Origin of the sequence: Paenibacillus camerounensis (assembly GCF_000723885.1) — a bacterium.
Taxonomy (GTDB): domain Bacteria; phylum Bacillota; class Bacilli; order Paenibacillales; family Paenibacillaceae; genus Paenibacillus_AQ; species Paenibacillus_AQ camerounensis.
Window position 1 is genome coordinate 92556 of record NZ_CCDG010000044.1, and the last position, 16430, is coordinate 108985.

The following is a 16430-nucleotide window of genomic DNA, read 5'->3' on the forward strand; positions in this document are numbered from 1 at the left end:
CAGGCACAGGTTTAGTTAGTTTTTCACTTTTTCCGGCTTTGGCGCCAGCTTGATGTGCAGCTGCTCCAGCTGTGCAGCATCTACCGGGGACGGTGCATCCATCAGCAGGTCGGTTGCACTTGCCGTTTTCGGGAAGGCAATCGTCTCACGCAGGTTGGTGCGTCCGGCCAGCAGCATTACCAGGCGGTCAAAGCCGAAGGCAATTCCGCCGTGCGGAGGCGTGCCGTATTCGAACGCATCCATCAGATAACCGAACTTCTCATAAGCCACTTCAGGCGAGAAGCCCAGTGCTTCGAACATTTTTTCCTGAACATCACGCTTGTAGATACGCTGGGAGCCGCCGCCTACTTCATAGCCGTTAAGCACGATATCGTAGGCCTGCGCACGGATCGCACCAGGATCAGTGTCGAACAGGTGCAGGTCCTCGTCCATCGGACGGGTGAACGGATGATGCTCGGCTACATAACGTTTCTGTTCTTCATCGTAGCCCAGCAGCGGGAATTCAGTAACCCAGGCAAATTTGAACACACTGTCATCAATCAGACCAAGCTGGCGGCCGATCTTCAGGCGCAGGGCACCCAGTACATCAGCAACAACCTTCTTGGTGTCTGCGGAGAAGAGCAGAAGGTCGCCTTCTTCAGCGCCCGTACGTTCTTTTACAGCTGCAATCTCTTCTTCAGTGAAGAACTTGACGATCGGGCCTTTGAACTCTCCGTCTTTCACTTGAATCCAAGCCAGTCCCTTCGCGCCGTAACGTGCAGCATAAGGTCCGAGATCATCGATTTCCTTACGGGTCCATGTGCCGCAGCCTTTGGCGTTGAGAACCTTCACTTCTCCGCCTTTTTCAATAACGGAAGCGAATACCTTGACACCGCTGCCGGCAACGATATCGTTCATTTCAACGAGCTCCAGGCCAAAGCGCAGGTCCGGCTTATCCGAGCCGTATTTGCCGATCGCTTCGGCGTAGGTCAGGCGCTGGAACGGCACTGCCACATCCACACCAATGGTTTCCTTCAGCAGACGCTGCATCAGCGTCTCCATCATGCCAAGCAGCTCATCCTGCGGCACGAAGGAGGTCTCGATGTCGACCTGGGTGAATTCCGGCTGGCGGTCAGCGCGCAGATCCTCATCGCGGAAGCAGCGGGCAATCTGGTAGTAACGCTCGATGCCGCCGACCATAAGCAGCTGCTTGTAAATCTGCGGGGATTGCGGCAGCGCGAAGAATTCGCCTTCATGCACCCGGCTTGGCACCAGATAGTCGCGTGCGCCTTCCGGGGAGCTTTTGGTCAGAATCGGTGTTTCTACATCAATGAAGCCTTCACCGTCAAGGAAGTCACGGAAAATCTTCGCCGCCTTCGAACGCAGCAGCAGCGTCTTGTGCATTTCCGGACGGCGCAGGTCGAGGTAACGGTATTTCATCCGCAGGGACTCATCTACCTCCACGCCGTCTTCGATGAAGAACGGAGGAGTCTTGGCGGCATTCAGCACTTCAATTTCTGTAATCTGCACTTCAATTTCACCGGTAGGCAGGTTACGGTTGACTGTTTCTTCGTCTCTCTTAACAACGGTACCCTTAACGGATAGTACATATTCACTGCGTACCTTATCGGCAATCTGCAGCGCTTCACCGGAATAATCCGGGTTAAATACGATTTGCACAATACCTGAACGATCACGCAGATCAATAAACAGCACGCCTCCAAGGTCGCGGCGGGTCTGAACCCAGCCGTTCAGTGTTACAGTCTGGCCGATCTGCTCTGGCGTCAATTGTCCGCAATGGTGACTTCTACTCATAATTTATCCTACCCTTTCGTGGTTAAAATACATGGTTCCCCTAGCTTGTGTTCAGTAGTGCATCAACCAGCCCAGCCTACACCAGCGCCTGCGCCAGCTCTTCCAGCTTGACCGTCTTCTGCTCACCGGTCTCCATTGATTTCAGGGCAATGACTCCGCTGTTCAGCTCATCCTCACCAAGGATCGCCGTATACCGCGCCGACATGCGGTCGGCCGACTTCATCTGGGCCTTCATCTTGCGGCCGAGATAATCGCGTTCTGCAGAGAACCCCTGGCTGCGCAGCAGGAACAGCTGCTTCGTAATTTCCTGATCCGCAGCCTCTCCAAGCGCTACGAAATATACATCCAGCGGCTTCATTGTCTCAAGTTCTACACCCTGGCTCTCCAGAATCAGCAGGATACGCTCCAGCCCGATCCCGAAACCGATGCCCGGCTGATCCGGTCCGCCGATTTCCTCCACCAGCCCGTTGTAGCGGCCGCCGCCGCCGACGGTATCAATCGAGCCGATACCGGCTGCCTTATACTCAAACGCGGTATGCGTGTAATAATCCAGTCCGCGTACGAGACGCGGGTTAATGCTATACTCCACACCCATCGTATCGAGATGCATCTTAACCTTTTCGAAATGGGTAGTACACTCTTCATCTAGACTGTCCAGAATGGACGGCGCCCCGCCGAATTTATCCTGATCGACCTTACAGTCGAGCACCCGCAGCGGGTTACGCTCCATCCGGCGCTGACAGTCACTGCATAGGCTATCCCGCATCGGTCTCAGGAAATCCAGCAGCTTCTCCCGGTAAGCGGCCCGGCTCGGCGCATTGCCGACAGAGTTCAGCTCAACTCTGACCTCCTTAAGCCCAAGATCCTTGTAGAACTGATATCCCAGTGAGATGACTTCCGCATCAATTGCCGGATCTACCGCACCGAACGCCTCAATGCCGAACTGGTGAAACTGGCGGTATCTGCCTGCCTGCGGACGCTCATAGCGGAACATCGGACCGATATAATACAGCTTGCTGACATCCGGCTCGCCGTACAGCTTGTTCTGGACATAAGCACGCACAACACCGGCCGTTCCTTCCGGACGGAGCGCCAGATCACGGTCGCCCTTATCCTTGAAGGTGTACATTTCGCCTTCCACAATATCCGTCGTTTCACCTACGCCGCGCTCGAACAGCCCGGTGTGCTCGAACATCGGAGTGCGGATCTCCCGGTAATTAAACCGGCGGCACAGATCTCTGGCCTTGCCTTCAACATACTGCCACTTCTCTACAGCACCCGGAAGTACATCCTGAGTACCTGTAGGTTTCTCGAATCTTTCTTTAGCCACAGCCTATCCCTCCTGAAAATAACCCCTCTTACCAGACAAAGCATGCACCTTAGTCTGCACCATTTCAAGCAGAAACGGCTTTGCCGTTCTTCGGGGAAGTCGGCAACCGTTTCTGCGAGAAAGATCAGACCTGTATAAGCCCTTAGACTTATACGTTCTGATCTTTCAAAAAAAAGCAAAAAATCCCTCGCCTCTGTTTGTAACAAACAGGGACGAGGGATTATCATAAATGATTATTCACCCGTGGTACCACCCACATTCCGGATTCATTCACCATCATTGAATCCGCTCAAAGCGGTTAACGCCCGCCTACGCGCTCCGGCTACTGACCCTCGGCAATTTCTGTTGCCTTGCGTTCGCCGTGCGTTCTCGGGGAAGTCATTCATCCGGTCATCAACAGAATCCTTACAGCCATACTGAATCGGCTACTCCTACGTCCTAAGGATGATAGCCGGTTCTGCGGGGGATTCCTCTCTGGGGTTGTGGGTTACGGATTACTTGGTCCCGTCATCAAAGCAATATAAACATTTCGTATATTGTTAGATTCTACTGAACCACTGCGCTAAAGTCAAGGAAGGAAATGAAAATTTGTACAGAAAGATGCCGTCACAAAAAAAGTGACCTGCAGCCGATTGCTGCAGGTCCAGTTCATATATTATAAAAAAGGGGGTCATGCTTCTATTATAAGCACCCTATATTAAGGAATCATTTTAGAATTATTACGTTTGCATTACAGAAAAGAAAGCGTTTCAATTATTGGGACATTCCCCGTACTCAGTAGCACAAGCATACTTTACACTACGGCACTTAAGCTGTAAAGTGAATTTTTGTCCCCAAGCACAAACCGCCCCGGCGGTCCATTTGACCCGCCGGGGCGTGAGGGTATACAGCCTGCTCTGCAGCAGGCAGCTGTCATCCTATCTTAATCAAAAACCTCTACGTAAGCATGCTTGCCGCGAAGGGTCTCTACAACCTCATTGTAATGCTCCTCAGTAGTCTTCAGCGACATTACAATATGCACCTCACTCAGATCCACATCGTCATTGATATTCGTATCCTGGACAATATCATTGTCTCTGTCAACGTCAGAGCGCTTCAGCCCTTCATCATTAATGTCGGATACTGCGGGAACCACCGCTGCGCCGCTCAAGGCGCCTGCTGTTCCTGCCACACCCATAGTACCGCCGGTAATTGCTGAATTATTATACGGAACAAGCGGCAATAGAAGATTCGGTCTGCGGTCTCTCCCGCTGTCCAGTGGATCGGTCAGCGTAGAAATCTCCAGAGCCTCCACACTGTATGGAATCAATGCAGTCTTAGCGCCTTCCGCTTCACTTTCCGTTCTGAAATAAGCCTGAATTCTTCTGGTCATAATTGTTCCCTCCTTCAGTAATGGTTGCTATGGATTACAGGACCCTCAGCAGCTCACGCACAAAGGCCGGCTCATCTTCCGGGGTGCGCGAAGTTATATAATTGCCGTCAACGACGACCTCTTCATCCTTGAACTCCGCTCCTGCATTCACAACATCATCCTTGAGCGGCGGGTAGGAAGTTATGGTTCGTCCTTGAAGCAGGTCTGCACTAATCAGAATCTGCGGTCCGTGGCAGATGGATGCAATCGGTGTTCCGGAAGCATCAGCTTCTTTTACAAAAGCAAGAACATCCTCATTCAGCCGCAGATTTTCCGGTGACGAACCGCCTGGAATGACGACCGCATGATAGTCCCCGGCCTTTACCTCGCTGATTGCTTTGTCTGCGGCATAAGAGACCTTTCCCTTTTTGCCGAGCAGCGTTTCATTTTTCTTCAGACCGATAATATCCGCCTGATGTCCTGCCTTTTTCACTTCATCGTAAGGTACCTGCATTTCGGAATCTTCAAAACCGCTGGCGAGCAGAAAAGCTACTTTACTCATCTAGATAAGTTCTCCTCTCCGCTATTTTGTTCTCGCTTTCTTATTACCCGCAATAGCTGGATTTCTAACGACACCGGATATAGGAAATCTGCTGGATTTGTAATTAACTTCTAAGTTCTGGGCAAAAGACCGCGGCTTCTCCCCTTCAGCATCACCGGATCATCCTGCTGTCCTGCCTCTTTTGCTGTTGCAGCTGCTTCCGCTGAGCTGCCTGCCGTACAGGCCTGAATACGGCTCCATGCCCACGACTTTGGTGAGTATCTCATCTTTGGATTACCTGCCCCTGACAAAATTTCAATCCCCTTTAGTTTATCCTGGACAGGCAGGCTCTATCCGCGCGGTCCGTACAGACTGACAGGTGCAGACGCAAAAATACCGCAGGCTGCTCCTCAAAGGAACAATCTGCGGTATGCTTGATACCAGGTTATAAGTCTGCCAATATCTAATCCCTGCTGTCCAGAATCAGGGTTACCGGCCCCCAGTTAGTAAAAGAAACGTCCATCATCGCTCCGAACACGCCCGTCTCCACCTGGAGTCCGCCGGCTCTCAGCTCCTGATTGAAATAATCATAAAGCCGCCTAGCCTCATCCGGAGCCGCTGCAGCCATAAAATTCGGGCGGCGTCCCTTGCGGCAGTCCCCGTACAGCGTAAACTGTGATACCGACAGGATCGCCCCTCCGGTATCCGTAACACTGAAGTTCATTTTGCCGGCTTCATCCTCGAAGATGCGCAGTCCGGCTATTTTACCGGCCAGATATTCCGCATCCTTTTCGGTATCCCTGTGCGTTACGCCGATCAGCAGCATCAGGCCTTCGTTAATGGCTCCTGTTACCGTTCCATCAACTGTGACCTTCGCTTCCTTGCAGCGTTGTACTACTGCTCTCATTGGCGTCTGTCAGCTCCTTGCCCTATTGCATAATCCGGTTAACCGTATATACATCCTTCACACGCTTCACCCGGTCGACAACCGACTGCAGATGATCCGTATTGCGGATGAGAATCGTCATGTGAATCATTGCCATCTTGTTCTTGTCGGAGCGCCCGGTGACTGCGGAAATGTTCGTCTTGCTCTCCGACACCGCCTGCAACACCTCATTAAGCAGACCGTTGCGGTCATGGCCTGTAATCTCAATATCGACGCTGTAGTTGGCCTCCATGCTGCCTTCCCATTCGACTTCGATCACCCGCGCCGACTCTTCCCCGTCACCGTCGGTCGGAATATTCGGACAGTCCTCACGGTGCACAGACACGCCGCGCCCGCGTGTTACGTATCCGACAATATCGTCCCCCGGTACGGGGTTACAACATCGTGCGAAGCGGACTAGCAGGTTGTCGATGCCTTTGACACGTACGCCGTTAGTCGGCTGATTGCGGTTCCCGCCGCTGGATTTGATCTCCTTCATCTCCGTAGACAATTCCAGGTGGTTGGCAGCCTCTTCCTGCTCTCTGCGGAGCTTCTCAGTCAGCTTGTTGGCGATCTGCGAAGCGGTAATGCCCCCGAATCCGACAGCGGAGAGCATATCTTCGACGTCGCCGAAAGCGAACTTCTTGGCTACGTCGCTGAGTTTATCCTCTGTCAGGAAATCAGAGACCTCCATATTAAGCCGTTTCAGCTCGCGTTCCACGGCTTCGCGGCCTTTTTCCACATTCTCTTCACGCTTTTCTTTCTTGAACCACTGTTTGATCTTGCTTCGCGCATGTGAGGATTGAGCGATCTTCAGCCAGTCGCGGCTCGGCCCGTAGGAATTCTTAGAGGTCAGAATCTCCACGATGTCCCCAGTCTTCAGCTTATGGTCAAGCGGTACAATCCGCCCGTTCACTTTGGAGCCAATGGTCCGGTTCCCGACCTCAGTATGAATCCGGAAAGCGAAATCCAGCGGAACCGAGCCCGCCGGCAGCTCTACTACCTCACCCTTCGGCGTAAAGACGAACACAAGGTCAGAGAAAAAGTCCATTTTAAGCGATTCCACGAACTCTTCGGCATCCTTGGCCTCATGCTGCAGCTCGAGAATTTCCCGGAAGAACGGCATTCGGTTCTCCGGGTTCCCGGTATTGCTTGAGCCCTCTTTGTATGCCCAGTGTGCGGCAATCCCGAACTCTGCTGTCCGGTGCATTTCCCAGGTACGGATCTGCACTTCTGTCGGCTCTCCGCCGGGACCTACCACTGTGGTGTGCAGTGACTGATACATATTCGCCTTGGGCATGGCAATATAATCCTTGAACCTGCCGGGCATCGGCTTCCAAAGAGTATGGATAATCCCTAATGTAGCGTAACAATCCTTGATATTATCAACGATGATCCGAATTGCAAGCAGATCATAGATCTCGTTGAACTGCTTGTTTTTGGTGCTCATTTTGTTGTAGACACTATAAATATGCTTGGGACGTCCGGAGAGGTCTCCTTCAATTCCCATTTCGTCCAGCTTGGCCCGGATTCTGCCGATAACGCTGTCGATGAACTGTTCACGCTCTGCACGCTTCTTATGCATCAGGTTCGCAATCCGGTAGTATTGCTGCGGATTCAGGTAACGGAGAGCAATGTCCTCCATCTCCCATTTAATCGCAGAAATACCCAGCCGGTCCGCAATTGGACAAAAGATCTCCAGCGTCTCATAGGAAATACGCCGCTGGCTATCCTCAGACTGATACTTCAGTGTCCGCATATTATGCAGACGGTCCGCAAGCTTAATCACGATGACCCGGATATCCTGGGCCATGGCGATGAACATTTTGCGGTAATTTTCGTTCTGCTGCTCTTCCTTGGAGCGGAAGCGGATGCGTTCCAGCTTGGTCAGGCCATCCACCAGCATGGCGCAGGTATCCCCGAATTTCTCGCGGATCTGCTCCAGCGATACCGTTGTATCCTCGACGACATCATGCAGCAGCGCTGCAATAATGGAGATGACATCCATCTGCATATTGACGACAATATCTGCAACCGCCAGCGGATGCAGGATATAAGGCTCTCCCGATTTGCGCACCTGGCCATGGTGAGCCTGATCGGCAAACTCATAAGCTTCGCGGATGCGGAGAAGATCTTTTTCTTTTATATAGGCGCCGGCCTTTTCAACTAATTGCTCTATGCCCATTCTCGTCGTATCCGTTTCCCTTCTATTAGAAAAATTCCGTAAAGGAGTTTCTCGAAGATGTAGTCGAATTGCTCGTTAAATGTAATCAAAAAAAGGTAATCTCTGCCGAATTAATAAAATAAACCCGCAAGTGAAACCCTATTTGCAGGCCTTCAGCTCATCTGAGCTGTACTGAACGCAGTCTAAAGTTGTTTATAATTATGACGCTTAGGATGCATTACGTCAACACTTCCCACCGGATGGCATTCTGCCGCTTTTACCAACAATTAGAGGATAATTTATGACATAAACAAATAAAGACTTACATTGTTCATAAAATGTTGTTGTCAAACGCCGTCGGACTATTTAATCTAGTAAAGGCGGTTTTCGCCAGGCTAACCCAAAACTACATATGAGAAAGAGAAGTGAACTCCATTGCAACGCGAAATTCAAGTTAACGAGAAACTCCCTTTTGGCCCGGGCTTTCTGCTGAGCCTGCAGCATTTGTTCGCCATGTTCGGCAGCACCGTGCTTGTTCCTAACCTGTTCGGGGTAGACCCCGGCATGATCCTGCTGATGAACGGTATCGGCACACTGCTCTATATTCTGATCTGCCGCGGTAAAATTCCGGCCTACCTTGGATCAAGCTTTGCTTTTATCTCACCGGTGCTGAGTGTGCTCGGCAAATATGAGGGGGATCATCAGCATGGATATTCGCTTGCACTGGGCGCGTTTATTGTTACCGGCGTTATCTTTATTCTTGTCGCTTTGATCGTCCGTTATGCCGGAACAAGCTGGATTGATGTTGTTTTCCCTCCCGCAGCCATGGGTGCTATCGTAGCAACAATCGGGCTTGAGCTTGTACCGGTAGCTGCACGTATGGCGGGACTGATTGCTCCTGAAGGCGTTGCGGTTGCAGACTGGACTCCGGACGGTAAGGCTATTACATTGTCATTGGTCACACTGGGAGTAACCGTTATCGGTTCCGTTATGTTCCGCGGCTTCCCCAAAATCATCCATATCCTCATCGGTATCGTTACCGGCTATGTGCTGGCCTATATTATGGGACAAGTAAATACCGGAGCTATTGCCGACGCTAGCTTCCTGTCCCATCCGACTATTACCACTCCTTCCTTTGATTTACAGGTTATTTTGACCATTATTCCTGTATCACTCGTTGTTATCGTTGAGCATATCGGTCATCTGCTAGTAACCAGCAACATTGTTGGTAAAGATCTGACCAAGGACCCCGGGCTTGACCGTTCCCTGTTCAGTAATGGGATTTCGACCGTTCTTTCCGGTTTCGTCGGCTCTACACCTAACACCACTTACGGTGAAAATATCGGCGTTATGGCTTTGACAAAAGTGTACTCCGTTTTCGTAATCGGCGGAGCGGCTGTCATTGCTATCCTCCTGTCATTCTCAGGAACCTTCTCCTCTGTTATTGCCAACATCCCGCTGCCGGTTATGGGCGGTGTATCCCTGCTGCTGTTCGGAGTAATTGCAGCATCCGGCCTGCGCATTTTTGTAGAACAGAAGGTTGATTTCTCCAAAGCAAGCAACATGATTCTTGCCACCCTGGTTCTGGTTGTCGGCATCAGCGGCATCTCGCTTAATATCGCCGGCGTACAGCTCAAAGGTATGGCACTGGCTACTATCGTTGGTATCGTTCTGTCCCTGTTCTTCAAGCTAATCGAAGTTCTTGGCTTGTCTAACGAACAGGAGCCGGAGAAATCAGCCCATTAAGCTACATTACTCCGATTAATAACAAGAGCTGTCCCCATGCAGTTGTATTGCTGCCGGGGCAGCTCTTGCTGTATACTCAGCCAGACAGATCCTGTATTCCCTGCCGGCTAACAGCCGGTTATCGTGCAATTCCATGTGAGCGTAATGAAACGCAATAGCATAGCAAAAAAGCGGACAGCTGTCGCAAATCGACAACGGTCCGCTTTTTATTTCCCGGGAAAAGCTATCCAGGAATTTTATTTAGTCTTCGTAAGTCAGCAAGGATACTACTTCGATGTCAGACAGCTTGTTACGGCCGGCCAGCTGAACCAGCTCAATCAGGAAAGCAGCACCGACAACCTTGCCGCCCAACTGTTCAACCAGGCTGACAGAGGTAGCAATTGTTCCTCCGGTGGCCAGGAGGTCATCTGCGATCAGCACATTTTGGCCTGGCTTGATAGCATCCGTGTGAACAGCAAGCGTATCCTTGCCGTATTCCAGATCATAGCCTACTTCAATAGTTTCGTAAGGAAGCTTGCCGCTTTTACGGATCGGCACAAATCCTACACCCAGCGCGTAGGCCAGCGGAGCGCCTACTACAAAGCCGCGCGCTTCCGGTCCGGCAATAACGTCAATCTGCAGATGGGACACCAGTGCTTTAAGCTCGTCGATCGCGGAGCGGTAAGCCTCTCCGTCCTTGAGCAGGGTAGTAATATCTTTAAAGCTGATTCCCGGCTGCGGGAAATCTTCAATTACACGAATATTATTTTTGAAATCCATAGTATCATCTCCTAAAAGTTTGTGAGGATTACCTCACCGATTTCGCTTCGAACAAACTCGCTTCGGAAGCATATGCTTAGTTTTGTGAGCTTCAGCCCACTTTAATTACTTCGTACAAAACTTACTTCGGAAGCATATGCCAACCGGTCTACGATACACCCTGCCGGCGGGCCTGCATCCAGCTTTCCAGCTCATGGGCGCTGCCGTCCATGAAATACTGCTCCATCTCTGCTGTCTGGCCCAGACGCACAAAGTGACGTGAGGCTGACAGGCTCTTTGCAGCCGGCGCAGATACAAAACTGATCATCCCGCCGGTCCGCTCGATAAAATCAAGCTCCTCAAACACATCGAGCATCCGCCCCAGCATCCGCACACCTAACGAGGACTGGCGGCTGAGCCGCAGCAGCACCTCACGCTCCGGCACTGCCGAAGCGGCAATGGAGGCCAGTAATTTATATAGTATTTTAAAGTGATCCCGGGTTGGAACCTGCAGCCTGTCGCGCCCGTCACGCAGGGCATGCAGCAGCGCAATGTTATCTGCCCGGGGAAAGGCGGCCAGCAGAGCATCAAGCTGTTCTGGCGTATCCGGCATGTCCAGCAGGCAGAGCAGGGATACGCTCCCGTTATGCTCAGCTTGTCCATGAGGAAGCGCCGTAATTCCGCCGTCCTCATCATAAGTCCACAGTGACATGCCGTTCAGCTCGCTAAGCGGCGACTGCCGGCTGTTCTGAAAAACGGCCGCCGCTGTAAAAGGTGTACTGCCGCTATACGGCTGCAGCAGCTCCTTGAGGCGAACCGCCCGCTTCACCGCATCAGCTGAACCGCGCAGATCCAGCAGCTGCGCTTCAGGGACAGCCAGATCCTGCAGCATCAGCTGGGGCTTGCGGGAGCCGTTCCACTCGTTGACTGACAGCTCAGCGAGCACGTCAACCCGGGTTCCTCCGGGCAGCAGCTCAGAAAGTGCCCCTTTCCCAAAAGCAACCGCTTCGATGGTATGCCTGCCCTGCTGCAGAACAAGCTTCAGGTGCTTGCCGTCCTGGCCCATTGTGCGGGTCTCCTTCACGGCCGCTCCGCGCACAATAAATTTGGGCAGCGGATTAGACATCCCGAACGGGGCCAGCCGCTCCAGCTCCAGTGCAGCCTGCAGTGTGAGATCTGCGACCTCCGCTTCCCCGTCTGCAGCGGTTACCGGAATCAGATCCTCCGGTGTCAGCACACCAGCAGCATATTCATTTAAAGCAGCGGCAAAGGCGGCAAGATTATCGCGGTGCAGGCTCATCCCGGCAGCCGCCGGATGGCCGCCGTAGTGGTCCATCAAGCTGCTGCAGGAAGTCAATGCCTCATAAATATCCAGGCCGGGAATGGAGCGGGCCGAGCCTTTGCACATGCCTGTCTCAGGATGAATATCAAGGATAATAACGGGACGGTAGTACCGTTCCAGCAGCTTGGAGGCTACAATCCCGACAACGCCGACATTCCAGCCCTGATTAGCCAGCACAATAATATCCGGCGGCTGGCTGTCTCCAATCTGCCCGGCCAGCTTATCCGAAGCTTCAGCTACAATCCGTTCCACGACCATCTGGCGTTCCTTATTGAGCAGATCAAGCTCACCCGCCAGCTGTCCGACCTCCACACTGTCAGTGGTAGTCAGCAGGGCTACAGCCCGGCCTGCATGATCCAGGCGGCCGCTGGCGTTGATCCGCGGAGCCACACCAAAGGCAATATTGACCGCACCTACTGTACTCATCGTTACCCCGCTGACCTCAAGCAGCGCACGAACGCCGGGAAACGGCGAATTCCGCATACTGGCAAGCCCTTGGCGCACCAGGCTGCGGTTCTCATCCAGCAGCGGCATCAGATCCGCTATGGTGCCGATCGCCACAATCTCACTCCACTCCTCAGGCACTCTGCCGCCGAGCAGAGCTTGAGCAAGCTTATAGGCTACACCAACTCCGGCCAGCCCTTTGAAGGGATAAGGACAATCATGCTGCTTGGGGTTAATTAAAGCAAACGCTTCCGGTAACAGCCCGGGCGGTTCATGATGATCGGTGACAATAACATCAATTCCCAGCTGGGTTGCATAAGCAATCTGATGGACTGCGCTAATTCCGGTATCGACCGTTATGACGAGTGTAACGCCCTGCTGAACCGCCCAGTCCAGGGCATGATTATGCAGGCCGTAGCCCTCGTTGGAGCGGTGAGGAATATAAATATCAAAGGAAGCGCCCAGGTGGCGCAGCAGATAGATCATGAGCGACGTGCTGGATACGCCGTCAGCATCATAATCACCGTATACCAGGATATGCTCCTCTTCCTCCAGAGCCTTTCTGATCCGCGGTACAGCTTGAGCCATCCCTTTGAGCAGAAACGGATCATAGCTGTCATCCGTTCCTCCGTCCATGAACAGCAGCGCCTCATCCGGCGCAGTAAAGCCCCTTGTGACAAGCAAGGAGGAAAGGAGCGGTGAAATAGAAAGGCTCCGGGCCAGATCACGAACTTGATCGGGATCGGCTGCCGGAGAATGCCATCTTGTTTTTGAATGAAGCAATAGAGCTCACCTTTCTCTCGCCATGCGGTTTACTGAAGCAGTGTAGGTATATCATTGTCCGCAAGCTGATGATTGGTTTTGTAAGGGTAACCCGGATCATAAGGTACAACATCCATATGCACCTCACCCACATGGACGAAACGATGCTGCAGAAGCTTTCTGGCACATTCTGAGATATCCTGGGCCTCCATGACTGTAATCCGCGGATTGACGCTGATTTTAACCTGAAGATTAACGTACCTGCCCTGTTCCACCGCCTGAAGATGCTCAACCCTGATCACACCGTGCACCCGTCCTACCGTTTCAATGAAATTGGCCGCTTCCGCAGAAGGAAGCTCCTGACTGGTCTTACCGTATATTGAAGCCGCAATCATCGTATAGCCCTTGCGGAGAATCAGGCAGCTTGTAAGCAGGGCTGCTACCGGGTCCATGTATAAGAGCGGACTCCAGCTGATATATCCCCCGATCATAGACAGTGTAATTCCGATCAAAGCGGCTACCGAGCTATAAAGACTGAAACGGTGGCTGTCTGCATAAGCAGCATGGCTGCCGTCGCCGATTTTTTTGAAATAACGGTATTGATACTGGAAGATGCCCTCTTTAACTAAAATAGAAATCAGAACCGTAACAAGCGCAGCAGGCGGAACCGTAGACAAATGTCCCCTGGTCAAATCACGGATGGCTGAAAAAGTCATCTGCAGTCCGGCCATCAGAATCAGCACAGAAAAAAGAATCGTAATAATCGGTTCCTTGCCGTTTGTCCCGGCAACGGCACGGCGGGCTGCCCTCTGCTTCTTACCCTTTTCCGGGCGCCAGGGAAGAGCCTCCGCCAGCCTTGCAGCTGCGTCTGCTCCCGAATATAAGGCATCGCCCAGCAATGCCTTGCTGCCCGTGAAATAACCGACACTGCCTTTAGCCAGAGCCAGTACAGCATCACTGACGATCCCGTTCCAGGCGACCGTCTCACTTTGCGGTGATTGTTTGTCATTCATAACGAGCCCTCCTTACCTGGTAGCAAGTAATCTCATGTTGAGGCATACGCCTGTCAGCCGGTTCCAAAGATTCCGAAAAGCCGCGTCGTCGTTGACGCGGCTTTTCGAGACAATCAGCTGTGCAGCTTAGACAGCATTATTCTTCACAGCAGGCTTCTGGCGCTTTTTGAGCAGCAGCCAGAGCGGGCTAGCAATAAAGATGGAGGAGTAAGCTCCGAAGAGCAGACCGACAACCATGGCAAGGGAGAACATTTTAATGGATTCTCCGCCCATTACCAGCAGGAAGAAAGCGGCAATGAACACCGTAAAGGCTGTATACAGGGACCGCATAAGCGTCTGGCTGATACTCTTGTTAACCAGTACTTTGAGATCCTCATACGTTTTTTGTTTGCCGAAGCGCAGATTTTCACGGATCCGGTCAAAGATAACGATCGTATCATTGATGGAGTAACCGATAATAGTAAGCACTGCGACAATGAAGGTTATATCAACCTCCAGACGGAAGATCGAGAAGACAGCTACAACCATAAACGCATCGTGGAGCAGTGCTACAATCGATGCCAGTGCAAAACGCCATTCAAAACGGATACTAACATAAATGATGATCCCTAAGCTTGAGAGAAGCACCGAATAGATCGCGTTGCGTGCAAGTTCTCTGGCCATTTCCGTATCAACAGTGTTGATCTCAAAAGAAGCCTGGGCATCAAGCTTGCTGATCTCTGCTTTGAGGGCTTCACTCTGCTCGTTTTCCAGTACTTCATCATAACGGATATTGACGCGGTTTTCACCGAATGTGATACTCGGAGCGTGCTCAAAATTCAGACTATCCAGAGCAGGCTGAAGTTCAGCCTGTGTAATGCTCTTAGTTAATGACACATCGACGTTCGAACCCGCCTTGAAATCTACGCTGTAGTTAAGCCCCATAAAACCCAGGAATACTACACCTAGTACAGTAAGTACAATGGAGAAACTAAAGAAGTATTTACTCCAATGCACGTAATCCATATCTTTATTAAAGCGCACTGATGTCACTCTCCTTTACCCCAAATTGCTTAGGTTTCTTCAAAGCGCCGGCTTTAACGAGCACCGTTAGCAGCCAATGGGTAAAATAGAGGTTGGTCAAGATACTAAGCACAATTTCTACAATCAGTATCAGTGCAAAGCCCTTAACCGCACCTGTACCGAAAGCGAACATTACAGCCGCAACGATAATGGTCGTCACGTTGGCGTCCATAACCGTACGGAAGGAGGTTTTGTTCCCAGCTTTGACGGAGGACATAATGCCCTTGCCGCTGCGTATCTCTTCTCTTATCCGTTCATTGGTAATGATATTGGCATCGACCGCCATCCCTATACCTAGGATAAATGCGGCGATACCCGGAAGGGTCAAGGTGAAATCTGCTACTACAAATACAAGAATCAGCAGCCAGGTATGCAGGATCAGCGCGAAGCTGGCCAGAATACCGGGAAGCCGGTACATTCCGATCATAAAGATCAAAATAATCAGCGAGCCTACGAGACCTGCTCTAACCGTCTGATCAAGAGACTGTTTACCAAGGGTTGCGCCGACACTTTGGGAATATTTCTCGGTCAGCTTCAGCGGCAGTGCGCCGAGGTTAATAGTATCTGCCAGTTCGCGTGCTTCATCTAACGTATAGTTACCGGAGATGGATGCTTTACCGTCGGTCAGCTCCGCTCTTACAAATGGTGCCGACAGCAGGTTTTCATCCAAATAAATAGCAAGCTCTTTCCCAAGCAGGCGCTTGGTAATTTCAGCGAATTTAGCCTTATCTTTAATGCTGATGCTGATTTCCGGCTGGTTCAGGTTACTGCGTTGAACTTCTGCCGCACCTTCAACAAAATCACTGCCCACAAGCTCAATCTTACTGTATACTCCGGCTGCATCACCTTCGGCAGCACTGCGGAATGTCATTACAGCAGGTTCTTTCATCTTCTCGCGGACTTCAGCCTCGTCGGTAACACCGGCAATCTTCAGACGTATGCGGTCTGTACCCTCCGTTGTCACTTCAGGCTCACTTGTGCCCAGCGCATTAGCGCGTTTCTCCAGGCTTTTTGCAGTTTGCTGCAGAGAAGCTCTGGTTAGTTCGCCGCCGTTATCCATCGGCGAGGCCTGATACAGAATCTCGAATCCGCCTTTCAGGTCAAGACCCAGACGGACCTTGTCCAGCAGACCGGGGGTTGTAAACGCCATGACGCCGGTTAAAACGAGCACGGTAATGATAAAGCTCAACAGTCTCTTCATGCTCTTGCTAGTTCCCC

General features: G+C 51.7%; 13 protein-coding genes. 1 reads left to right on the plus strand and 12 read right to left on the minus strand.

Features of this window, described 5'->3' with window-relative positions; genetic code table 11:
• Window positions 1-15: 15 nt before the first annotated feature.
• From aspS to BN3772_RS17380, 7 genes are all read right to left on the minus strand, one after another.
• Entirely contained in the window at window positions 16-1794 is a 1779-nt protein-coding gene (aspS, locus tag BN3772_RS17355; RefSeq protein ID WP_042201004.1) for an aspartate--tRNA ligase, read from the minus strand.
• A 76-nt stretch (window positions 1795-1870) separates the two neighbouring features.
• Entirely contained in the window at window positions 1871-3124 is a 1254-nt protein-coding gene (hisS, locus tag BN3772_RS17360; protein WP_042201005.1) for a histidine--tRNA ligase, read from the minus strand.
• Between the two features lie 922 nt (window positions 3125-4046).
• Window positions 4047-4496 carry a hypothetical protein gene (locus BN3772_RS17365; RefSeq protein WP_042201006.1) on the minus strand — a complete coding sequence of 150 codons (450 nt, stop codon included), beginning with the start codon at window positions 4494-4496 and terminating at the stop codon, window positions 4047-4049.
• 34 nt (window positions 4497-4530) lie between these two features.
• Window positions 4531-5037, minus strand: coding sequence for a type 1 glutamine amidotransferase domain-containing protein (locus tag BN3772_RS17370; protein WP_042201007.1), 507 nt, complete (start codon window positions 5035-5037; stop codon window positions 4531-4533).
• 110 nt (window positions 5038-5147) lie between these two features.
• The gene (locus BN3772_RS30705; protein ID WP_157643613.1) at window positions 5148-5303 is read right to left on the minus strand and encodes a hypothetical protein; all 156 of its coding nucleotides are present in this window, start codon (window positions 5301-5303) and stop codon (window positions 5148-5150) included.
• Window positions 5304-5479: 176 nt separating this feature from the next.
• A complete protein-coding gene (gene dtd, locus BN3772_RS17375) occupies window positions 5480-5923 on the minus strand; it encodes a D-aminoacyl-tRNA deacylase (protein WP_042201008.1) in 444 nt (147 codons plus the stop codon).
• Window positions 5924-5945: 22 nt separating this feature from the next.
• Complete coding sequence (locus BN3772_RS17380) at window positions 5946-8126, minus strand: RelA/SpoT family protein (RefSeq protein WP_042179633.1); 2181 nt, start codon at window positions 8124-8126, stop codon at window positions 5946-5948.
• Window positions 8127-8540: 414 nt separating this feature from the next.
• Between BN3772_RS17380 and uraA the strand changes: the two genes are divergently transcribed.
• Window positions 8541-9851, plus strand: coding sequence for a uracil permease (gene uraA, locus BN3772_RS17385; RefSeq protein WP_042201009.1), 1311 nt, complete (start codon window positions 8541-8543; stop codon window positions 9849-9851).
• Window positions 9852-10091: 240 nt separating this feature from the next.
• Here uraA and BN3772_RS17390 read toward each other — a convergent pair whose 3' ends face one another.
• The 5 genes from BN3772_RS17390 to secD form a co-directional block, all read right to left on the minus strand.
• On the minus strand, window positions 10092-10610 hold the full coding sequence (locus BN3772_RS17390) for an adenine phosphoribosyltransferase (protein ID WP_042179638.1): 519 nt from the start codon (window positions 10608-10610) through the stop codon (window positions 10092-10094).
• Between the two features lie 148 nt (window positions 10611-10758).
• Window positions 10759-13158, minus strand: a complete 2400-nt coding sequence (gene recJ, locus BN3772_RS17395) for a single-stranded-DNA-specific exonuclease RecJ (RefSeq protein WP_042201010.1) — start codon at window positions 13156-13158, stop codon at window positions 10759-10761.
• Between the two features lie 29 nt (window positions 13159-13187).
• Entirely contained in the window at window positions 13188-14150 is a 963-nt protein-coding gene (locus tag BN3772_RS17400; RefSeq protein ID WP_042201011.1) for a cation diffusion facilitator family transporter, read from the minus strand.
• A gap of 126 nt (window positions 14151-14276) precedes the next feature.
• The gene (gene secF / locus BN3772_RS17405; protein WP_086074631.1) at window positions 14277-15173 is read right to left on the minus strand and encodes a protein translocase subunit SecF; all 897 of its coding nucleotides are present in this window, start codon (window positions 15171-15173) and stop codon (window positions 14277-14279) included.
• On the minus strand, window positions 15163-16413 hold the full coding sequence (gene secD, locus BN3772_RS17410) for a protein translocase subunit SecD (RefSeq protein WP_042201012.1): 1251 nt from the start codon (window positions 16411-16413) through the stop codon (window positions 15163-15165). Before secD ends, secF begins: the two co-directional genes overlap by 11 nt.
• Window positions 16414-16430 lie beyond the last annotated feature (17 nt).